Annotated in this window: 2 protein-coding genes; both read right to left on the bottom strand. The window is 65.3% G+C overall.

Features of this window, described 5'->3' with window-relative positions; all coding sequences use genetic code 11:
• Positions 1–175: 175 nt before the first annotated feature.
• Complete coding sequence (locus HX818_RS23930) at positions 176–11,593, bottom strand: non-ribosomal peptide synthetase (RefSeq protein WP_177020861.1); 11,418 nt, start codon at positions 11,591–11,593, stop codon at positions 176–178.
• Positions 11,590–24,513, bottom strand: coding sequence for a non-ribosomal peptide synthetase (locus HX818_RS23925; RefSeq protein WP_177020860.1), 12,924 nt, complete (start codon positions 24,511–24,513; stop codon positions 11,590–11,592). Before HX818_RS23925 ends, HX818_RS23930 begins: the two co-directional genes overlap by 4 nt.
• Positions 24,514–24,872 lie beyond the last annotated feature (359 nt).

Raw genomic sequence — 24,872 nt, 5'->3', positions numbered from 1 at the left:
TGGCCCGTCGCGGCGGCCCGCGCAAGCGTGCCGGAGTGCGGGCATGCCGAGCCTAGGCGAGGCACCGAGTGGTGGGGCAAAGACCTTTTGGTTACTTTTGGGGCGTTTGCCAAAAGTGACCCGCTGTAAGAGCGGAACCCTAAGTGGCCGTTACCGCAGCAACGGATATGTACACTCACGAAACCCGCTCCCCAATCACAACCCCATCCCGCCACCAAGCCGCCAAACTAAAGACGTTCGGCGCCTTGAGCAGCGAAAAATGATTCCCCGGCCCATACCAAACCTCCAACACCCCCACGCACCCGCGCCACCCCTCAACCATCAACCCCTGCTCCCGCTGATTACCCGCCACATCGAGTGTCGGGTCCTCCGCCAACACCAACCGCACCACCCCCTCATACCGTCGGGCAGGCCGATAAACCGTACGCAACGCCGACGCATACGTGCGCGCCGGCCCATCCATGGCATCCACCGAAGACCGCGCAGGCAACAACCCAACCCCCACCATCCCCCCATGCAACAACCTTCGCTGCTCCACTTCATCGCGCCCGGCAAAATCCACCGCATCAATCCCAAGCGACTTACCCGAAGCCACCTGCATCGACTCAATCAGCCGCAACAACGCCGCCGTCGTGGTATAGGGTCGGCCCACCACCCCATTGCCCCCGGGCGCCTCGCTGTCGATCAACGTCAACGACGCCACCTCACGCCCCTGAGCCTGCAACCGCGTGGCCATCTCGAACACCACCCAACCGCCAAACGAATGCCCCACCAAATGCACCGGCCCCGAAGGACATTCCTGCTCCAGCGCCTGCAAATAACAGCGCGCCGCCGCCTCAACCTGGCTATGGGGCACCACCTCCCCATCCAGCCCACGGGGCTGCAAGCCAAAGATCGGCCAGTCCCGGCCCAACGCCTCGGTCAACCCCACAAACCCGGTCACGCTATCCCCCGCCCCCGGCACACAGAAGATCGGTGCCTGCCCGGCGCGACCACTCTGGATCCGCAACAACGGCTGATGCACCGCCACAGCCGGCGCCTCACTCAACGCCAGGGCCTCACCCATCGCCTGCCCCAGCGCCTGGATATGCGGTGCCTGCATCATGCTCTGGTGATCCCCCGGCACCTCAATGCGGCGCAATTGCCCCACGGCCAGTGCCTCATCCCATCCCAAATCCAGGCTGCGCCGCGAGAGTTCCGTCGGCCGCTCGGCGGCGCTGAACAAGTGCACCGCCAGTGGCATCGGGAACAGGCTGTAATGCGCCAACGCATGCCCATGCCCGACTTCCCGCTGGATAAAACTCAACAGGTCCGCGTCCGAAGCCGCCGCCATCTGCGCGTACAGCAAATGCCGATCGCGGCAGCGTTGCAGCAAACCCGCAAAGTCCAGCTGTCCAATGTCCGCTTCCAGTTGCTCAAGGCTCGCCAACTCATCCACACCTCCCTGTGCCTTCCAATACGCCGTGCACTGCAACAGCAAATGCCGCTTGAGGGCATCCGGCCCGCTCCAGCGCGCCTTGCCCTGGTCGGTCATGCGCGGCACGTAGCTGTCGATCAACCCGAGGAATGCCACCGGTTCGTCCAGCCCCTGCAGTTGCATCGCCACTTCATAGGCCAACACCCCGCCGAACGACCAACCCGCCAGCCGATACGGCCCATGGGGCTGCACCGAGCGGATAATCCCCACCAGCCGCGCCGCCAGGCCTTCCATGGTCTGCAACTGCACCTCGCCAAGGGGCGCACCGGGCAAGCCATAGATCGGATAATCCCCCGGCAGGTGCCGGCCCAGCGCCGGGAAATACACGTCCATGCCGCTGAACTCATGCACCAGGAACAACGGCGGCTGGCTGCCGCTGGCGCGTACGGTGATCAGCGAGCTGTTGTCCTCCCGCGCCGTGCGCTGACCGAGCATCGAGGCAACCGAGGCCACGCTGGCGTGCTGGAACAGCTCGGCCAACGACACCTCAAGCCCCGCCTCTTCCATCAGGTTGACCAGCCGGATCGCCAGCAACGAATGGCCACCCAGTTCAAAGAAACTGTCATGGCGCCCGACCTGCTCCAGCCGCAACACCTCGGCCCAGAGGCGTGCCAGTGTCTGTTCCAGCTCGTTCGCCGGCGCCTCGAACACGCGGCTCGCCGATGCCTCCAGCGCGGGCATCGGCAGGGCCTTGCGGTCGACCTTGCCGTTGGCTGTCAGGGGCATTTTTTCCAGCGGTACATAGGCCGATGGCACCATGTAGTCCGGCAGGTGCTGCAGCAGATGACTGCGCAACACTTCGATGGCCAGCGGCTCGCCGGTGTAGTACGCCACCAGGCGCTTGTCCCCCGGCGCATCTTCTCGTGCCAGCACCACCACATCCTTGATGCCGCTGCAGGTGGCCAGGCGTGCTTCGATCTCGCCCAACTCGATGCGGAAGCCGCGGATCTTCACCTGGTCGTCATTACGCCCGATGCACTCCAGCAGTCCGGCCGCCGACCAGCGCCCAAGGTCGCCGGTGCGGTACAACAAGCCATCGCCAAACGGATCATCGACAAACTTCTCGGCCGTCAGCTCCGGCCGGTTCAGGTACCCCTTGGCCACGCCATGCCCGCCAATGCAGATTTCCCCGACCACACCCAGCGGCACCGGCTGCAAGTGCGCATCCAGCAGGTGGATTTGCGTGTTGGCAATCGGCCTGCCGATCGGCACGCTTTCGGCATCGGCGGCGATGGCCTGCACTTCATGCGTGGTGGCGTAAGTGGTGGTTTCCGTCGGGCCGTAGCAATGCACCAGCCGCAGTGCCGGCGCCTGGGCCAGCAGGCTGCGGAACGCCGCCGGGTCGGCCCGTTCGCCGCCGCACAACAGGATGCGCAGCCCGGCCAACGCGTCGGGAATCAATTGCACGTACTGGTTGAACAGCGCAGTGGTGACGAACAGGATCGTCGCCCCGCCCGCCTTCAGTGCCCGGCCAAACGCGCCGGGGTCGAGCAAGGTCGCATGGTCGATCACCAGCACCTGGCCGCCGTTGAGCAAGGGGCCCCACACGTCCATGGTGCTCGCGTCGAACGCCGGGTTGGAAGCGAACGCCACGCGGTCATGGGCGTTGAAATCGGCGTAGCCGTTATTGATCACCAGCCGCGTGATGCCCCGGTGCGGTACCAGCACACCCTTGGGGGTGCCGGTGGAACCGGAGGTGTACATGATGTACGCCACGCGCTCCGAGGACTGCGACAGGTCCGGGTTGTGGCTCGGCTGCGGGTCCAGCGCCAGGGTGTCGAGGTCGATACGTCGGGCCGGGTAAGCGACAGGCTCGCTGCTGTGGGTCAACAGCCACACCGCGCCACTGTCCTGCACCATAAAGGCCTGGCGCTCGGCCGGGGCGTTGATGTCCAGCGGCACGTAGGCCGCCGCGCATTTGAGGATTGCCAGTTGGCTGAGCAACAGGTCAATCGAGCGCGGCAACAGGATCGCCACATGGTCGCCGGGCTGCACGCCCAGGTTGCGCAGGTGGTGCGCCAACTGGTTGGCGCGGGTGTTCAGCGCGCCGTAACTCAGGGTGTGTTCACCATGCACCACTGCGATAGCACCCGGGCGTGCCTGGGCCTGGGCTTCGAACAAACGCTGCACCGTATGTTCGTGGGGGAATTCGCGCTGGGTGGCGTTGAATTCCATCCGCAGTTTTTCACGCTCCGCCGCCGGCAGAATCGACAGTTGGCTGATTGAGCCCCCTGCATTCTGTTCCAGGGCCTGCACCAGTTGCTCCAGGGCAACATGCAGGTACTCGCAGAGGCGTGGCGCGCCCTGCCCCATGGCGTCAAAGCCAAACCCGTCGCCCAGGTCATCGACACTCAGGGACAGCGCAAAGTTGGTACGTTCCTCGGCCTTGAGCACCTGCATGCCCTGCCACGCCTCGGCTACGCCGCCAGCGTGCGGGGCGCTGTGGCGATAGTTGAACAGCACGCTGAACAGCGGCGTATTGGCCGGCAGCCCGCTGCAACGCTGGGCCAGGGCCAGTGGCGCATGTTCGTGACTGAGCAACCGGGTCAGGCTTGCGTGGGTGGCCATCAGCGCTGCGTGCACCGTGCGTTCACCCAGGTCGACCCGCAGCGGCAAGGTGTTGATGAACACACCCAAGGCACGTTCGGCGCCTTCGCCGCCTTGCAGCCGGCCCAGCAATACGGTGCCAAACACCACCTGCTCGCGGCCGGAAACCTTGCCCAGCACCTGCGCCCAGGCCAGGTGCATCAGGCTCGCAGCACTCACCCCAAGCTGCCGTGCCAGGGTGCGCAGGCGCCCGTTCAACAGCGGGTCGACGCGCAAATGTGCCTGTTGCGCTTCACCCGGTGCACTCAATGCCAGCGTCGGCTCATCGACCTCCCCGAGCATCTCGCGGAAGAACGCTTCGTGCTCTTCCTCGCGCATGCCCAACCGCGTCTGCGCCACATAATTGCGATACGGCACCGCCGCACCCAATTGCTCGCGCCGGCCGAGCAAGCACGCCTGCATCTCGTGCTGCAGCACCTCCAGCGCAACGTGGTCCATCACCAGATGATGGAACAGCAACAACGCAACCACCCGCTGGTTGGCCGGGTCCTCGGCGTACACCAGGCGCATCAGCGGTGCCTGAGCCAAGTTCAGCCGATGCTGTTCGAAGCGCGCCTGCAATTGCTCCAGCACATTGCCCGTCGCCTGAATCGCCTCAACCCGCAGCGAGGCCTGGCGCCACACCACCTGCACCGGTTCTTCCAGCCCGTCCCAGTGCATCGACGAGCGCAGGATATCCTGCCGCTCGATCACCGCCTGCAACGCCTGGGCAAACGCTTCAAGGCGCTCGACGCTGGCGAAGGCAAACTGCGCCTGCAACAGGTACGCGTCACCCTGTTGCACTGCGCGATGGTGATACAGGATCCCGGCCTGCAACGGCGCCAGCGGGTAGATATCCTGCACGTTGGCTGCGCCGCCGGGAATGCTCGCGACAAGGCGGTCGATGGCGGCCTGCTCCAGGTTCACCAGCGGGAGCATGTCCGGGGTGATCCGCGTGCAATCCGCGGCAATCCCATTGGCCGGCACCACCACTTCGCGACTACCACCCACGGCAGCCGCCAAGGCTGCAAGGGTGGGTTGACCAAACAGCACTTTCACATCCGCCGACAACCCGACCCGACGCATGCGGCCGATCAGGCTGGCGGCCAGCAGCGAATGGCCGCCCAGCTCGAAGAAATGGTCGTGCCGACCCACACGCTCCACCTTGAGCAAATCCGCCCACAGGCCGGCCAGGGTGATTTCGGTTTCCCCCACAGGCGCGACGTACTCCCGGACGCTCACCGATTCCAGGCCCGGCGCCGGCAGTGCCTTGCGGTCAAGCTTGCCATTGGGGCTCAGGGGCAAGGCGTCCAGGTGCATGAAGGTGGCCGGTACCATGTAGTCCGGCAGGTGTTCCAGCAAATGGCTGCGCAAAGCGTCGATTTGCGCCGGCACGCCGGTGTAGTAAGCCACCAGCCGTGAATCGCGGGCGACCACGGCGGCTTCGTTGATCTGCGGGAATTGCAGCAGTCGCGCCTGGATCTCCCCCAGTTCGATGCGCAAGCCACGGATTTTCACCTGGTCGTCATTGCGGCCCAGGTACTCGATGGTGCCGTCCGGCAGGTAGCGCCCGACGTCGCCGGTGCGGTACATCCGGCCCGCGCTGAACGGGTCCTTGAGGAAGCGCTCGGCCGTCAGCTCAGGACGGTGCAGGTAACCCCGCGCCACTTGCACACCGCCGATGAACAGCTCGCCCACCACACCCAATGGAACAGGCTGCAACTGCCCGTCCAGCAGGTACATGCGGGTGTTGGCAATCGGCTTGCCGATGGGGGTGTTGTCCGGCGTGACGGGCCCGGCGCAATCCCACGCCGTCACGTCCACCGCCGCTTCCGTCGGGCCGTAGAGGTTGTACAAACCGATGCCCGGCAACTGCTGCTTGAAACGGCGCACCAGGCTGCCGGGGAGCGCTTCACCGCTGCACATCACCCGCACCAGCCCAGCGCTCTGGCTGACGTCGCCGTGGGCCAGGAACACATCGAGCATAGACGGCACAAAGTGCAGCGTGGTGATCTGCTCCGCCTCGATCACCTCACACAGGTAGGCCGGGTCTTTATGCCCGCCTGGACGCGCCATGACCAAACCGGCGCCGGTGAACAGCGGCCAGAAAAACTCCCACACCGACACGTCGAAGCTGAACGGGGTTTTCTGCAACACCCTGTCCTGGGCAGTCAGCCCGTACTCGTCCTGCATCCACAGCAGGCGGTTGACCACGCCCGCGTGCTCGTTGATCACGCCTTTCGGTTGGCCGGTAGAACCCGAGGTGTAGATCACGTAGGCCTGATGCTGCGCGGTCAGCCCATCCACTCGTGGGTTGGACGTTGGTTGGTGCTGCCAGGTGTTCCGGTCCAGGTCCACCAGCGGCACCGTGACGTCGCCCAGCAACGAACGGGTTTCGCCCTGCACCAGCACGGCGGCCGGTGCGCTGTCCTTGAGCATGTAGGCGATACGTTCCAGCGGATACGCCGGGTCCAGCGGCACATAACCGCCGCCCGCCTTGAGGATTGCGAACAGGCCAATGACCATCTCCAGGCCGCGCTCGACGCAAATCGCCACCCGCGAATCCGGCTGTACACCCAGCTCCCGCAGATGGTGCGCCAACTGATTGGCCCGTTCGTTCAGCTCGCGATAGCTCAGGCACTCCGAGCCTGCCTTCACCGCAAGCGCATCCGGCGTTCTCGCCACCTGGGCTTCGAACATACCGTGCAGCGTCTGGTCGAGGTTGTAATCCACTGTGGTGTTATTGAAGTCGAACAGCAGATGCTGGCGCTCCTGATCGTCCAGCAAGTCAGCCTGCTCCAGCACCGCCTGATCGTTATCCACCATGGCCTGCAGCACGCGGGTGAAATAGCCGACATAGCGTTGCATGGTCGACTCGTCGAACAACGCGATGGCGTATTCCAGGGTGCCGCGAATTTCGCCCCGGGTCTCGCCGAGGTTCAGGGACAGGTCGAACTTGGCAAAGTGACTGTCCTCCACAATGCCTTCAAGGCTCAGGTCGCCGAGGGCCAGCACCGGCGCGTCACTGTCCTGCCAGGTCAACATCGTCTGGAACAGCGGGCTATGGGCCAGGCTGCGCAATGGCCGGGTGATTTCCACCACCTGCTCAAACGGCAGATCCTGATGAGCCTGGGCGTCCAGCGCCAGCCCCTTGACCCGCGCCAGCAGCGCCTCGGCGCTCAGTTCGCCCGAGATATCAATGCGCACTGCCAGGGTGTTGACGAACAACCCGATCAGGCCTTCCACCTCGGCCCGCTGGCGGTTGGCGACCGGCGAGCCGATCACCACTTCCTCCTGCCCGGCCAAACGCGCGAGCAACGAGGCCCACGCCGTCATCATCACCATGTACAGCGTGGTGCCGTGGCGCTGGCTGAGGGCCTTGAGCCCGGCACTCAGGCGCTCATCCAGGTGCACGTCGACGCTGCTGCCGGCGTAGTCCTGCTGGGCCGGGCGTGGACGGTCGGTCGGCAACATCAGCAGCGCCGGCGCACCGGCCAGGGTGTGTTGCCAGTAGCTGCTCTGGCGATGCAGCACTTCGCCGCTCAGCCACAGGCGCTGCCATACGGCAAAGTCGCTGTACTGGATCGGCAACGGCGGCAGTGGGTCAGCCTCACCGTGGCTGAACGCCTGGTACAGCGCCATCAGTTCGCGGGTCAGCACGCCCATGGACCAGCCATCGGACACGATGTGGTGGATAGTCAGCAGCAACACGTGATGATCGTCGGCCATGATCACCAGGCGCCCGCGCAACAGCGGGCCGCGCTGCAAATCAAAAGGCGCCGAGGCTTCGCCCTGGATCAACGCGTCCAGCACCTGCTGTGCTTCGGGGTGGCGACGCAGGTCCTGGACTTGCAGGGGCATCACTTCTTCAGGCGGCACGATCAGCACCTGGGCGTCGTCATCCTGCTGGGCAAACCGACTGCGCAAGGTCTCATGCCGCGCGACGATCCGCGCCAGGGCCCGTTGCAGCGCGTCGACGTGCAACTGCCCGCGCAGGCGCAGGCCGATGGGAATGTTGTAGGCGGTGTTGGCGCCCTCCATCAGCGCCAGGAACCACAGGCGTTGCTGGGCAAACGACAACGGCAACTCCGTGTCCCGCGCCGCCGGCAGGATATCCGGCAAGGTGCTGCGCCCGGCCTGGGCCACTACCTGCGCCACCGCCGCCAGTTCGGCATTGGCGAACAGTTCGCCCAGTGCCAGGTCGACCCCCAGTTGCTGGCGAACCTGGGACACCATGCGCATGGCCAGCAACGAATGGCCGCCCAACTCAAAGAAATGATCCTGGCGCCCAACACGTTCCACTTGCAACACCTCGGCCCAGATCTGCGCGAGGACGGCTTCGATATCGCCATGAGGCGCCTCGTATTCGCGGGTGAAGACGGCGGCCAGGTCCGGCTTTGGCAGGGCCTTGCGGTCCAGTTTGCCGTTGGCAGTCAGGGGCAACGCATCGAGTTTCACGTAGGCCACCGGCACCATGTAGTCCGGCAAGTGCGCCACCAGATGGGCACGAACCTCGCCCACTTCAAGCGGTTCGAATTGCGGGTTTTCGGTGAAGTAAGCCACCAGCCGTGGCTGGCCCGGTTGGTCTTCACGGGCCAGCACCACCACTTCCTGAAGACCAGGCAGTTGGTTGAGGCGGGTTTCGATTTCCCCCAGTTCGATGCGCACACCGCGGATTTTCACCTGGTCGTCGTTGCGGCCCAGGTACTCGATATTCCCGTCCGGCAACCAGCGCGCCAGGTCGCCGGTGCGGTACATGCGGCCCGAATTGAATGGGTCATTCAGGAAACGTTCGGCGGTCATTTCCGGGCGATTGAGATAACCCCGCGCCACGCCCTTGCCGCCCACGTACAGTTCACCGGCAACCCCCAAGGGCACCGGGCGCTGCTGTTCGTCCAGCAGGTAAACCGTGGCGTTGGAAATGGGCTTGCCGATGTGCAACGGCTGCCCGGGCTCGATCCGCCCGGAGGTCGCCACCACCGTGGCTTCGGTGGGGCCGTAGTTGTTGATCACCTCGAAACGCTGGGCCCGGGTGAACTGGCGCAGGCGGTCGCCGCCAATCAGCAAGGTGCGCAGGGTCAGGTGCTCGATGTTCTGGCTGAACGCATATTCGGCCACCGGCGTGGGCAGGAAACACACGTCCAGCGGTTGTGCGCGCCACCAGTCCAGCAGCGCGTCGATATCTTCAGCGCCGTCGTGGGCCGGCGGCAGGTGCAAGGTGGCCCCCACGCACAGCGCCGGCCAGACTTCCCAGGCCATCGCGTCAAAGCCAAACCCGGCAACGCTCGCGGTGTGACGGCCTGCGCACAGGTCAAACGCGGTGCAGTGCCAGTCCACCAGGTTGGCCACGGTGTGATGTTCCACCATCACGCCCTTGGGCAGGCCGGTGGAGCCGGAGGTGTAGATCACGTAGGCCAGGTTGGCGGGCGTGACGGCCACCTGCGGGTTGCTCGCCGAATGGTGGTGCCAGGTAAAACGGTCCAGGTTGATCACCGGCACATCGAGCGCGGGCAGGCGCTCCAGCAATGCATGTTGGGTCAGTACCGCGACCGGGGCGCTGTCGCCGAGCAGGTAGCTCAGGCGCTCGGCCGGGTGCGACGGGTCCACCGGTACATAGCAGGCGCCGGACTTGAGGATCGCCAGCAACCCGGCCAGGGTGTCCAGCCCGCGCCGGGCAACGATGGCCACGCGATCGTCGGGTTTTACCCCCAGCGCCAGCAGGTGATGGGCCAGCAGGTTGGCTTGTTGATTCAACTCGGCATAGGTCAGCTGGCGGCCTTGATACACCGCGGCCACCGCGTCCGGGGTCAGCAGGGTCTGGGCCTCGATACGCCCATGCAGGGTGGTGCCTTGCGGGAAGTCGATGGCTGTCGCATTGAACTGCTCCAGCAAGTGCCGCTGCTCCGCCTCGGGCAACACCGACAAGCGATTCAAGGGTGTTTCGGGTGCCTCTTCCAGCGCGTGAACCAGGTTCCCCAGGGCAGTTTGCAGATAAGCGCACACCCGCTGCGGATCAACCTGGGCACTGGCCAACAGGCTCAGGCTGAAGTCTTCGCCCAGGTCGTCGACGCTCAGGGTCAACGGGTAGTTGGTGCGTTCCTCGGAGCGCAACGCTTGAATACCCTGCCAGGCCGAGACCGCTTCGGCGCTCGCGCCGCCTGCGCTATGGCGGTAGTTGAGCAACGCGCTGAACAGCGGCGTCGGCGCCACTACACCGCTGCAACGCTGGGCCAGGGCCAGCGCCGCGTGTTCGTGACGCAGCAAGGTGGTCAGCCGGGCATGGGTCGCCTTGACCCCGGTGCGCACGTCTTCGGCGCCTACATCCACCCGCAACGGCAAGGTGTTGATAAAGATTCCCAGGGCACGGTCGGTGTCGTGGCTGCCCTGCATGCGGCCCATCAGCACCGTGCCGAACACCACCTGTTCCTTGCCCGCCAGCACTCCCAGCACCTGGGCCCAGCCCATGTGGAACAGGCTCGCGGCGCTGACGCCCAACTGCCGGGCCTGGGCGCGCAAGCGCCGGCTCAGCTCCGGGGCCAGCGGCAGGCTGATCTCCTGGATGTTGTCGCCGTCGCCCTGCACATCCTGCAGGCCGTAGGGCAAGGTCGGCTCGCTGATGTCGCCGAGCATCTGCCGGAAGAACCCTTCGTGCTCCTGCTCGCTGATGCCCAGGCGCGCCTGGGCGACATAGTTGCGAAACGGCACCGCCTGGCCCAGTTCAGCCGCCCTGCCCAGCAGGCAGGCTTGCATCTCGTGGCAGACCACTTCCAGCGCGCTGTGGTCCAGGGCCATGTGGTGGAACAACAGCATCGCCACCACCCGTTGGCCGGCTTCATCCCAGGCCCGCACCAGGCGCAGCAGCGGCGCGCGGGTCACGTCCATGCGGTAGTGGCGGCCATCGAACAGGCGATGCAACTGGGCGGCGATATCGCCGTCTGCCGGGTCCAGTTCAATCGCCTGCACCGGCAGGCGCGCCGTGCGCCAGACCACTTGCGACGGCTCTTCCAGGCCTTCCCACACCACGCCGGTCCGCAGGATGTCGTGACGGTCGATCACCTGTTGCAAGGCCAGGGCAAAGCCCTCGAAACGCTCAAGGCTGTCGAAGGCAAACAGCGACTGCATGATGTACGGGTCGCCGTGTTCGGCACTCACATGATGGTAGAGGATGCCCTCCTGCAACGGTGCCAGCGGGTAGATGTCCTGCACATTGGCGACGCCACCCTCGACGGTCTCGAGGATGCGATCGATGGACGCTTGGCTGAGGGTCGACAGGCTCAGCATCTGCGGGGTAATCGAGGTAGCGCCCGGTGGAATGCCATTGGCCGGCACCTGCACCTCACCGGCCTTGGTGGCCGAGTACTCCCCGGCCTTGATCAGCTCGATCAGCGCCGGCTTGTGTTCGCGCAGCGAGGCCACCAGTGCCGCGTCGCTCAGGGCCTGCTTGTTGCCTTGCACCGACAACTGATCGCCCTTGAGCGCCAGTTGCACATCCTTGGCCTTGAGTGTCGCCAACAGTTCGATGATGCTCACAGGACGATCTCCATTCGTTCGGTAATTGCGGCGTAGCCGGCCAGGGTCGGCTGTTCGAACAGGCCCCGCACATCGGCTTCCATGCCTTCCTGACGCAAGCGTCCGATCAGACTGACGGCCAGCAAAGAGTGCCCGCCCAGCTCGAAAAAGTTGTCGTGACGCCCGACCCGCTCCACCTTCAGCAGCTCGGCCCACAGCCGCGCCAGGGTGATTTCGGTAGCGCCCACCGGGGCTTCGTACTCGCGCACGATCAGCGATTCCACACCCGGCGTCGGCAAGGCCTTGCGGTCGAGCTTGCCGTTGGGGCTCAGGGGCAGAGCGTCCAGATACACGAATACCGCAGGCACCATGAAGTCCGGCAAACGCGCCAGCAGGTGCGCCCGCAACTGTTCGATATCGGCTGGCACGCCGGTGTAGTACGCCACCAGGCGTTCGTCGCGGGCCAACACGGCCGCTTCCTTCACCTGTGGGTACTCGGTCAGCCGCGCCTGGATTTCTCCGAGTTCAATACGCAGGCCACGGATTTTTACCTGGTCGTCATTACGGCCCAGGTACTCGATATTGCCATCCGGCAGGTAGCGCCCGACGTCACCGGTGCGGTACATCCGGCCTGGGTTGAACGGGTCCTTGAGGAAGCGCTCGGCCGTCAGTTCGGGACGGTGCAGGTAACCGCGAGCCACTTGCACACCGGCGATAAACAGCTCGCCCACCACGCCCAGCGGCACCGGTTGCAACCGGGCATCCAGCAGGTACATGCGGGTGTTGGCAATCGGCTTGCCGATAGGCGTGTTGTCCGGCACCACGGGCCTGGCGCAGTTCCAGGCGGTCACGTCCACCGCGGCTTCCGTCGGGCCATAGAGGTTGTACAAACCGATGCCGGGCAATTGCTGCTTGAAGCGCCGCACCAGGCCGCCGGGCAAGGCTTCGCCGCTGCACATCACCCGCAGCAGCCCGGCGCCCTGGCTGACATCACCGTGGGCCAGGAACACATCGAGCATCGACGGCACGAAGTGCAAGGTGGTGATCTGTTCTGCCGCGATCACCTCGCACAGGTAAGCCGGCTCCTTGTGCCCGCCGGGGCGTGCCATGACCAGCCGCGCACCGGTGAACAGGGGCCAGAAGAACTCCCACACCGACACATCGAAGCCGAACGGGGTTTTCTGCAGTACCGCATCAGTGGCGTTCAGGCCGTAGGCGTCCTGCATCCACAGCAGGCGGTTGACCACACCCGCGTGCTCGTTGATCACGCCCTTGGGTTGGCCGGTGGAGCCGGAGGTGTAGATCACGTAGGCCTGGTGCTGCGCGGTCAACCCGGGAACCTGTGGGTTGGACACCGGCTGGTGCGCCCAGGTGTTCTGGTCAAGATCCACCACCGGCACCGTCACGTCGCCCAGCAACGAACGGGTAGCGCCCTGCACCAGCAGCGCCGCGGGCTGGCTGTCTTGCAGCATGTAGGCGAGGCGATCCAGCGGGTACGCCGGGTCCAGCGGCACATAACCACCGCCGGCCTTGAGGATCGCAAACAGACCGATGACCATCTCCAGCCCACGCTCGACGCAAATCGCCACCCGCGCATCCGGCTGCACGCCCAGTTCCCGCAGGTGGTGCGCCAGTTGGTTGGCGCGCTGGTTCAGCTCGGCATAGGTCAGGCATTGCTCACCCGCCTTCACCGCCAATGCATCCGGCGTGCGCTCGACCTGGGCCTCGAACAGGCCGTGCAGGGTCTGCGCCAGGTCGTAGTCAACCTCGGTGGCATTGAAATCAAACAGCAGTTGCTGACGCTCTGCATCCCCCAGGATCGGCAGGCGGTCAAGGGCCTGGTGCGGCGCGTGCTCCAGGGCCTCCACCAACTGGGTCAACGCCATCTGCATATAACCGCAGACCCGTTGTGCGCCTACCTGGGCCGGGGTCAACGCGGTGAAGTCATAACCATCACCCAGGTCATCGACGTTCAGGGTCAACGGATAGTTGGTGCGCCCGTCATTGGTCAGGGTCTGCATGCCTTCCCAGGCGTGCTGCGCGTCCTGTGAACGGGTGGCGCCGCCCCGGTGGCGATAATTGAGCATCGAGCTGAACAGCGGCAGCGGCGCCGCCACCCCGCTGCAACGCTGGGCCAGGGCCAGGGAAGCATGTTCATGGCCCAGCAGCGCGGTGAGCCGGGCATGGGTGCTGCGCACGCTGTCGCGCACGCCTTGCCCGTCGATATCCAGGCGCAATGGCAGGGTGTTGATGAACACGCCAAGGGCCCGGTCCGCGCCCTCGCCGCCCTGCATCCGGCCGACCAGCACCGTGCCAAACACCACATTCGGCTTGCCCGACGTCACCGCCAACACCTGCGCCCATGCCAGGTGGAACAGGCTCGCGGTGCTCACGCCCAGCAGGCGTGCCTGGGCCCTGAGGCGCCGGCTGACGGCAGCGTCCAGGTGATGCGTGAATTCTTCGATATCCCGACCATCGCCCTGCACATCCTGCAAGCCAAACGGCAGCGTTGGCTCATGGATATCGCCAAGCATCTCGCGGAAGAACCCTTCATGTTCCTGCTCGCTGACACCCAGTCGCGCCTGCGCCACGTAGTTGCGATAAGGCATCGGCGCGGACTGCGGTGCGGGGTGCCCCAGCAGGTAGCCCTGCATTTCCCGCAGCACCACGTCGAACGCGGTGTGGTCCAGCACGATGTGGTGATACAGCAGCACCGCCACCACCCGCTGATTGGCCGGGTCGTTGGCGTACATCAGGCGGATCAGCGGCGCCTGAGCGATGTCCAGCCGGTAGCGCCGGGCGTCGAAACGCTGATGCAGGCCGGCCAGCACATCACCGTCCAGATGCAGCGCTTCGACCGTCAATCGAGCCTTGCGCCACACCACTTGCACCGGCTGCGCCAAGCCTTCCCAGACCACACCGGTACGCAGGATGTCGTGGCGGTCGATCACCTGCTGCAAGGCCTGGGCGAAGCTGTCCAGGCGCGCCTGGGTATCGAATGCCAGGTGCGATTGCAGCAGGTACGGATCGCCCTGCTCCGCCGTGATGTAGTGGTAAAGAATGCCTTCCTGTAACGGTGCCAGCGGGTAAATATCCTGCACATTGGCGGCGCCACCCGGCACGCTGGCGACGATCTGGTCGATCATCGGCTGATCCAGCTCCACCAATGGCAGCATCGAGGGCGTGATGCGCGGGCAATCGGCGGCGATGGCATTCACCGGCACCACCACTTCCCGGCCACTGCCCACTGCCGCTGCCAATGCCGCCAGCGTCGGCTGGCTGAACAGCACCCGCACATCGGCGCTGAGGCCGGCCTGGCGCATGCGCTCGATCAGGCTTACCGCCAGCAAGGAATGGCCGCCCAGCTCGAAGAAGTGGTCATGGCGGCCCACTTGCTCCACCTGCAACACCTCGGCCCAGATCCGCGCCAGGGTGGTCTCGACTTCGCCGCGTGGGGCTTCATATTCCCGGCTGAGCACAGCGGCCTGATCCGGTGCCGGCAGCGCCTTGCGGTCAAGCTTGCCGTTGGCGGTCAACGGCCAGCTGTCGAGTTTGACGTAGGCAACCGGCACCATGGCCTCGGGCAGTTGGCTGTGCAGCTCGGCGCGCAGGGTTTCGATAACCAGCGGTTTTTGTTCGGTGAACCAGGCCACCAGGCGGCCGTCGCGCACCAGCACCACGGCTTCCTTGACGCCGTCGACGGCGGCCAGGCGGGTTTCGATTTCTCCCAGCTCGACGCGCACGCCCCGGACTTTTACCTGGTCGTCGTTGCGGCCCAGATATTCAATGTTGCCATCCGGCAGCCAGCGCGCCAGGTCGCCGGTGCGGTACATGCGGCCCGGGTTGAACGGGTCATCGAGGAATCGCTCGGCGGTCAGGTCCGGGCGATTCAGGTAGCCGCGGGCCACGCCGCGGCCGCCTACATACAGCTCACCCGCCACACCCACCGGCACCGGCCGTTGTTGTGCATCCAGCAGGTACACCGTGGCATTGGCCATCGGCTTGCCGATATGCAGCGGCTGGCCGGCGCGCACCCGGCCAGAGGTGGCGACCACCGTGGCTTCGGTGGGGCCGTAGTTGTTGATCACCGCGAAACGTCGCTCATGGCTGAACTGGCGCAGGCGATCACCGCCGATCAACAGGGTGCGCAGGCTTGGGTGCTCAAGGTCCTGGCTGAACGCGTACTCGGCCACCGGGGTGGGCAGGAAGCTCACGTCCAGCGGCTGGGCCAGCCACCAGGCCAGCAGTTCGTCGATGTTTTCATTGCCGACATGGGCCGGTGGCAGGTGCAAGGTCGCCCCCACGCACAATGCCGGCCAGACTTCCCAGGCCATGGCATCGAAACCGAAGCCGGCCACGCTGCTGGTGTGGCTGCCGGCCTGCAGGTCGAAGGCTTCACAGTGCCAATGCACCAGGTTTTCCACGGTGCGGTGTTCCACCATCACGCCTTTGGGCTGGCCGGTGGAGCCGGAGGTGTAGATCACATAGGCGAGGTTCGCCGGGGTCAGGCTGGCGACGTGGGGATTGGTGCCGTCGGGATAGGCGCCATGCAGATCGACGATGGCGATATCACCGAGCACGCCACGGGTGCTCTCTTCGGCCAGGACCGCGACCGGTGCGCTGTCTTGCAGCAGGTAAGCGATGCGCTCGGCCGGATAGGCCGGGTCTACCGGGACGTAGGCCGCGCCCGCCTTGAGAATCGCCAGCAGGCCCGCCAGCATCTGCGGGCCGCGTCGGCAGCAGATCGCCACACGGTCGTCGGGCTGTACGCCCAGCGCCAGCAGGTGATGGGCCAGTTGGTTGGCGCGCTGGTTGAGCTGTTGGTACGTCAGGTGCTGGCCGTCCTGGCTCACGGCAATCGCCTGCGGCAGGCGCAGGGCCTGGGCTTCGAAAGCGCCGTGCAGGGTCTGCCCTTGCGGGTAATCGCGGGCGGTGGCGTTGAAGCTGCGCAGCAGGTGTTCGCGTTCGCGGGCAGGCAGTACCGGCAACTGATGCAACGGCGTTTGCGGCGCGTGCTCAAGGGCCTCCACCAGTTGCTCCAGCGCACTGTGCATGGAGTCGCACAGGCGCTGCGCGCCGATGGATTCCAGCGCCAGTACCGTCAGGCCGAAGCCCGTACCGAGGTCGTCCACACTCAAGGTCAGCGGGTAGTTGCTGCGCTCTTCGCCGCCGAGCAATTGCACACCTTCCCAGATACCGTGGCCGTCGCGGGCCATTTCGCCCGGGGTGCTGTGGCGGTAGTTGAGCAAGGCACTGAACAACGGCATCGAGGTCGGCACGCCGCTGCACCGCTGGGCCAGCGCCAGGGATGCATGCTCATGGCCCAGCAAGGCACTGAGCCGGGCGTGGGTCGCCTTGACGCCGGCACGTACCGCGCCGGCACCCACCTCCACCCGCAGCGGCAAGGTGTTGATGAACATGCCCAATGCCCGGTCGGCACCTTCGCCGGCTTGCATGCGGCCCATCAATACGGTGCCGAATACCACGTCCTGACGGCCCGACACCAGCCCGAGGACCTGGGCCCACGCGAGGTGCATCAGGCTCGCAGCGCTGACTCCCAGTTGCCGCGCCTGTTCACGAACCCGCAGCGCCAGCCCTGCATCGACGGGCAATTCGGCCTCTTCGATATCCCGGCCATCGCCCTGCACATCCTGCACGCCGAAGGGCAGCGTGGGCTCGTCGACATCGGCGAGCATTTCGCGGAAGAACTGCTCGTGTTCCTGGGCGCTGACACCCAGGCGAGCCTGGGCCACGTAGTGACGGAACGGTGCCGCGGCCGGCAAGTCATCGGCCTGGTTGAACAGGAACGCCCGCATTTCCTGGCCGACCACTTCCATGGCGGTGTGGTCCAGTGCCAGGTGATGGAACAGCAGGATCGCCGCGACCCGCTGGTTGGCCGGGTCCTGCGCATACACCATGCGCAGCAGCGGCGCCTGGGTGATATCCAGGCGATAGTGGCGGGCATCAAAACGCGCGTGCAGTTGTTCGATCACATCACCATCGGCCGGGTCCAGCGGGATGTTCTGCACCACCAGTTCGGCCTGGCGCCACACCACTTGCACCGGGCTGTCCAAGCCTTCCCACACCACGCCGGTGCGCAGGATATCGTGGCGCGCCACGACCTTTTGCAGCGCGCCCATGAAGGCCTGCAAACGCTCGACGCTGTCAAACGCCATGCGCGATTGCAGCAGGTAGGGGTCGCCCTGTTCGGCGCTGATGTGGTGGTAGAGGATGCCTTCCTGCAACGGCGCCAGCGGGTAGATATCCTGCACGTTGGCCGCACCGCCGGGCACCGTCGCCACGATGCGGTCGATGGCCGGCTGGTCCAGCTTGACCAGGGTCAGCATCGACGGCGTGATGTGCTCGCAGCCAGGCGCAATGCCGTTGGCCGGCACCACGATTTCCCGGCCACTGCCCACCGCCGCCGCCAGCGCCGCCAGGCTTGGCTGGTTGAACAGCACCCGCACATCGGCGCTCAGGCCCGCCTGGCGCATGCGCTCGATCAGGCTCACCGCCAGCAACGAATGGCCACCGAGTTCAAAGAAGTGGTCAAAGCGCCCTACCCGCTCGACCTTCAACACGTCCTGCCAGATTTGCGCCAGCAGGGTTTCCACCTCGCCCTCCGGGGCTTCGAAACCACGGCTGAGCAGCGACGCCTGATCCGGCGCAGGCAGGCCCTTGCGGTCCAGCTTGCCATTCGCGGTCAGCGGCAACAGTTCCAACCAGACATAGGCCGACGGCACCATGTAGTCCGGCAGCCGGCTTTGCAGGTGCGCGCGCAGCGCTTCAATGCCCAGCGGCGCCTGGGCGGTGTAGTAAGCCACCAGGCGCTTGTCGCCGGGTTCATCTTCACGGGCCAGCACCACCGTGTCTTTGACGCCGGAAACGCTGGCGAGGCAGCTTTCGATTTCACCCGGCTCGATACGGAAACCCCGGATTTTCAGTTGATGGTCATTGCGGCCCTGGTACAGCAAGGTGCCGTCCGCCTGCCAGCTCGCCAGGTCGCCGGTGCGGTACAGCAGCCCATCGCCGAACGGGTCGACGATAAATTTCTCGGCGGTCAATTGCGGCTGGTTCAGGTAACCCTTGGCCACACCCGCGCCACCGATGTACAGCTCGCCAACCACGCCCAACGCCACCGGCTGCTGCCGTGCATCCAGCACGTAGGCACGGCTGTTGCCAATCGGTCGACCAATCGGAATACCGCCCTCACCCACCGACTTGATCTCGAAGGTGGTGGAAAACGTCGTGGCTTCGGTGGGGCCATAGCCATTCAGCAGGTGCTGCGGCGCGCCGTGCTCAAGCACCCGGGCGATCACCTGCGGGTCGAGCACATCGCCGCCGACGATCAGGTAGCGCAGTTGCCGGAACATCGGCATCAACCCGTCGGCGTACTGATGGAACAGCCCGGCGGTCATCCACAACACGCTGACGGATTGCTCCTGCAACAGGGCGCCAAACGCGGCCTGGGACAGCAACGTGGCATGCTCGACCACCACCACGCAGCCGCCGTTGAGCAACGGCGCCCACACATCGAGGGTGCTGGCGTCGAACGCCGGGTTCGAGGCGAAGGCCACCCGGTCGCGGTGATTGAAGTCGGCGTAGCCGTTGTTGATCACCAATCGAGAGACGGCGCGATGGGGCACCTGCACGCCCTTGGGCGCACCGGTTGAGCCGGAGGTGTACATGATGTACGCCACGCTTTCGGCAGACTGGGACAGGTTCGGATTATGGGTCGGCTGATTGTCGAGGTTCAGCCCGTCGAGATCACGCAGCACCTGCCCGGCATGACTGTCCTGCACCATGAACGCCTGGCGTTCGTCCGGCGCATTGATGTCCAGCGGCACGTACACCGCCGCGCACTTGAGGATGGCCAGTTGGCTGACCAGCAGGTCGATGGAACGTGGCAGCGCGATGGCCACGCTGTCGCCCGGTTTTACACCCTGGTCGATCAAATAGTGGGCCAGGCGATTGGCCCGCAGGTTGAGTTCGCGGTACGTCAGCGACACGTCGCCGTGCACCACCGCCAGCGCGTCGGGGCTGGTCAGGACGCCGGCTTCGAAGATCCCGTGCACGGTGTGCGCAGCCGGGTAGGCGCGAGCAGTGGCGTTGAAATCCACCAGCACTTGATGCCGCTCGGCGGCTGGCAGGATCGACACTTGATGCAGCGGTGTGGTCGGCGCCTGTTGCAGTGCCGTGACCAGGTTGCGCAAGGCGCTGAGCATGTAGTCGCCGACGCGCTGCACATCCACCTCCGCCACGCCTTGCACGGTCAAGGCAAAGCCTGCGCCGAGGTCGTCGACGTTCAGCACCAGCGGGTAGTTGCTGCGCTCCTCGGAACTGAGGATTTCGATCCCGGCGTCGGCGAACGGGCTGGCGCCCGGCGCTTCACCCGGCGCGCTGTGGCGGTAGTTGAGCAAGGTGCTGAACAACGGCAGCGCACCGGACACGCCACTGCATCGCTGGGCCAGGGACAAGGACGCATGTTCATGCCCCAGCAACTGTGCCAGCCGCGCATGGGTGGCGCGCACGCCAGCCTGCACGCCCACCGCGCCGACACTGACCCGCAACGGCAAGGTATTGATGAACATTCCCAGCGCCCGGTCGGCGCCCTCGCCGCCGTGCAGCCGGCCCAGCAGCACGGTGCCGAAGACCACGTCGTCCTGGCCCGAGACCTGGCCGAGGACCTGGGCCCATGCCAGGTGCACCAGGCTTGCGGCACTCACCCCCAGTTGCCGGGCCTGCTCGCGAAGGCCCAGGCTGAGGGCCGGTTCCAATGCCACGTGCGCTTCGCGCACACCGCTGCCGTCGCGGTTCACGTCCTGCAAGCCGAAGGCCAGGGTCGGCTCGTCGATGTCGCCGAGCATTTCGCTGAAGAACGCCTCATGCTGCGCAGCGCTCACACCGAGGCGCGCCTGGGCCACGTAGTTGCGGTACTGCACGGCGTCGGGCAGCAAGCAGGTTTCGCCTGCAAGGCTCGCGCTCATTTCCTCCACCAGCACCTGCAACGCGGTGTGGTCCAGCAGGATGTGGTGCAGCAGCAGGATGCCGACGTAACGGCCGTGATCCTCGGCGTAGGCAAACCGCATCAACGAGGCGCGGGACAGGTCGAGGCGGTAGTGGCGTGGGTCGAAGCGTTCCTGCAGTTGCGCCAATACGGCACTGAAAGGATCGGCTTCAACCTGCTCAACCACCAGCAGCGCCTGGCGCAAGACCACCTGTACCGGCTCGTCCAGGCCTTCCCAGACAATCCCGGTACGCAGGATATCGTTGCGCTCGATGACACTTTGCAGCGCACGGATAAACGCCTCGACCGGCTCATGGCCGCTGAAGCTGAACTGCACCTGCAACACGTAGGGATCGCCTTCGGTGGTTGCCAGGTGGTGGTAGAGGATGCCGGCCTGCAACGGGGCCAGGCCGTAGATGTCCTGTACGTTGGCGATGCCGCCGGGGACACTGGCGATGATATGGTCGATGGCCTGCTGGTCGAGATTCACCAGCGGCAGCATGTCCGGGGTGATGTGCCGCGTCGCTTCGCCGATCAGGTTGGCCGGGACCTGCACTTCATGTTGCCCGCCCACCGCAGCGGCCAGCGCAGCCAGGGTCGGCTGGCCGAACAGCACCCGCACATCGGCGCTCAGCTCGAGCTGGCGCATGCGCTCGATCAGCTTGACCGCCAGCAACGAATGGCCGCCCAGCTCGAAAAAGTTGTCCTGGCGCCCGACCCGGTCGACCTTGAGCAGGTCTTGCCAGAGACTCGCGATCGCGGTTTCCACCGCGCCTTGTGGCGCTTCATAACCACGACGGGCCAGGGCATCGGCGTCCGGTGCCGGCAAGGCCTTGCGGTCGAGCTTGCCGTTGGTGGTAAGCGGGAACGCGTCGAGCAGCACAAAGGCGCTGGGCACCATGTACTCGGCGAGGGACAGCAGCAGGTGGTCACGCAGCTCAGCGGCAGTGGGCGTGTGTTCAGGCTGGGCAATCACGTAGGCCACCAGGCGCTTGTCGCCCGGTTCGTCTTCGCGGGCAATCACCACGGCTTCGCGCACACCTTCGCAGGTGGCCAGGCGTGCTTCGATTTCCCCCAGTTCGATACGGAAACCGCGAATCTTCACCTGGTCGTCGTTGCGCCCCAGGTACTCGACACTGCCGTCGGCCAGCATCCGGCCGAGGTCACCGGTCTTGTACAGGCGCAGGCCGGTTGCGGGATCCGTCAGAAAACGTTCGGCCGTCAGCTCATCGCGGTTGAGATAACCCCGCGCCACGCCGGCACCGCCGACGTACAACTCCCCGACTACGCCGCTCGGCACCGGTTCGCGGCGGGCGTCCAGCACATACAGTTGCAAGTCGGGAATGCGCACGCCAATCGGACTCACGCCCACCCGCTGTACATCCGCCGCCTCCAGGGCACGGTAGGTCACATGCACGGTGGTTTCGGTGATGCCATACATGTTGACCAACCGCGTACCAGCGTTGGTCACCCGGGCGTACCACGGCTTGAGAATCCCCGGTTCCAGGGCTTCACCGCCGAAGATCACCTGGCGCAGCGAGTGCAGTTGCTGGCTGCGGCCCTGTGCCGCGATCAACTGGCGGAACGCGCTCGGCGTCTGGTTGAGAATACTGACGCCGGCTTCGCACAGCAGTGCGTAACACTCGTCCGGCGAGCGGCTGACCAGCTGCGGCACCACCAGCAACTGCCCGCCATGCATCAGCGCGCCCCAGATCTCCCACACCGAGAAGTCGAAGGCAAACGAGTGGAACAGCGCCCAGGTGTCATTGGCGTTGAACTTGAACCAGTGCTCGGTGGCGCTGAACAGTCGCGCGACGTTGCGGTGTTCGATCATCACGCCCTTGGGCAGGCCGGTGGAGCCGGAGGTGTAGATCACATAGGCCAGGCTGGACGCGCTGATTGCAACGTTGGGGTTGACGATGGGCTCGTGCTGCAGGCTGTTGAGGTCGATCGACGTGGCGTCGCCCACCAGGTGGCGGGTGTCGTCCTGCACCAGCACCGCCAGCGGCGCGCTGTCTTTCAGGGTGTAGGCGATACGGCCCAGCGGGTAGGCCGGATCGATCGGCACATAACCCGCCCCAGCCTTGAGAATCCCCAGCAGGCCAATGATCATTTCCAGCCCGCGTTCGACACAGATCGCCACCCGGTCGTCCGGGCGGATGCCATGCTTGAGCAGGCAATGCGCAACCTGGTTGGCGCGCTCGTTCAGCTCGCGGTAGCTCAGGTGTTCGTGTTCAAAGCGCAGCGCGATGGCTTCGGGATGGCTGGCGGCATGAGCTTCGACTTGCTGGTGGATCAGGGCTGAATCGGCGTAGTGCTGGGTGCTGGCGTTAAGGCCATGCAGCAGATGCTGGCGTTCGGCGGCAGGCAGGATGCCCAGGTTGTGCAACGGTGCATCTGGCGTTTGTTCCAGGGCCAGCACCAGGTTTTCCAGGGCGGCGTGCAGGTAACCGGCAATGCGCGTCGCGCCGATGGAGGCGTCCACCATCACGGTAAAGGCAAAGCCTTCGCCCAGGTCATCGACGTTGACCGTCAGCGGGTAGTTGGTGCGTTCTTCGGCGCCCAACACCTGGATGCCTTCGGCGATATCGATCACCGCCTGGGTGTCCGAGGCATCGCTGTGACGGTAATTGAGGATGGCACTGAACAACGGCGTGGGTGCGGCCACACCGCTGCAACGCTGGGCCAGGGCCAGGGAGGCGTGTTCGTGATCGAGCAATTCGCTCAGGCGTTTATGGGTGGTTTGTACGCCCTCGCGCACGCTTTGTTCGCCTACATCTACCCGTAGCGGCAGGGTGTTGATGAACATGCCCAGGGCCTGGTCGGAGCCCTCGCCTGCGCCCATGCGGCCGAGCATCACGCTGCCAAATACCACGGCTTCGCGAGCCGAGACCTTGCCCAGCACCTGGGCCAGCGCCAGGTGCATCATACTGGCGGGACTGACACCCAACGGTCTTGCCTGGGCCCTTAGACGGCGACTTAGATCGCCGTCGACGGCAATGCGGGTTTCGTCGATGCCATGCCCGTCACCCTGCACATCCTGCAGGCCGAACGGCAGGGTTGGCTCGTCGATATCGGCCAGCATCTCGCGGAAGAACGCTTCGTGAGCCTGTTCGCTGACGCCATGGCGGACCTGGGCGATGTAGTTGCGAAACGGCACCGGTGCACTGGCGTGTTCGGTCTGGCCGGCGAGGTGCAGCTGGATCTCCCGGCGCACTACGTCGAGGGCGGTGTGGTCGAGGATGGTGTGGTGGAACAGCAGCATGGCGACCACGCGCTGGTTGCGCGGGTCTTCGGCGAATACCAGGCGCAGCAGCGGCGCCTGGCCGAGGTCCATGCGGTAGTTGCGGGCATCGTAGAGGGCTTGCAGTTGGGTCATTGCATCGCCATCAAGGCGGGCTTCTTCGCAGGCCAGGGAGGCTTTGCGCCAGACCACTTGCAGGGGTTCGTCGAGGCGTTCCCAGGCCATCGAGGTGCGCAGGATGTCGTGGCGGTCGATGACCCATTGCAAGGCCTGGGCGAAGGTTTCAAGACGGGCACGGCTGTCGAACACGAACTGCGCGTGCAGCACGTAGGGGTCGCCCTGGTGCGCTGACAGATGGTGGTAGAGCATGCCTTCCTGGAGGGGTGCCAGAGGGTAGATATCCTGCACATTCGCCGCCCCGCCGGGGATCGCGGCGACGATGCGGTCGATGGCGGGTTGGTCGAGGTTGACCAGGGGCAGCATGTCCGGGGTGATGCGATAGGCCGGGCTGAGCCAGTCGCCGCCGTGTTGGGCGACGAGGTCGAGCAGTTGGGGTTTGTGGGCGATCAGTTGGTCCCATAGGGCGTCATCCAGCGCGTCGTCGTCACCCAGGATGATCAGGTCGCCTTCGTCCATTTGCAGGCGGATCGGGTGGGTGGAAAGAGCTGCCAGTAATTTGCTGAACTGCATGGGGTAACCTGCTTTTTTGAGTCGGATACGGTTGAGGAGAAAGTCCGTTTTCAGCTGTCGCGTAAGTGCCTGGGAGGCCCGGTTTAAAGCGCGGGCGCAGTCGTGGGCCGGGAGGCTTCCCGCAGGGTTGGGAAATTAGAGGATTCGGGGGGTGGGGGGTGACATGGGAAGCGGGGACAAAGCGGCTGGCGTGGGGGAACTTTCGTATTTGTTGGATGGGGGGCATATCCGTTATTTGGGTGATGGCTGCGATTGGTTCCGCTCTTACAGCGGCTCACTTTTGAAGAGCGCAAAAGTAAGCAAAACGCTCTTGCCCCACCACTCGGCACCTCGCCTAGGCTCGGTGTGCCCTCACTCCG

The organism is Pseudomonas sp. F9001, assembly GCF_013385435.1.
Classification (GTDB): domain Bacteria; phylum Pseudomonadota; class Gammaproteobacteria; order Pseudomonadales; family Pseudomonadaceae; genus Aquipseudomonas.
The sequence above is the reverse complement of the archived record's forward strand: the minus strand, read 5'-3'. Positions and strand labels throughout refer to the sequence as shown.

Bases quoted from the DNA above. Each gene is read 5' to 3' on its own strand.
- HX818_RS23925 (WP_177020860.1), bottom strand. From the start codon at position 24,513: ATGCAGTTCAGCAAATTACTGGCAGCTCTTTCCACCCACCCGATCCGC.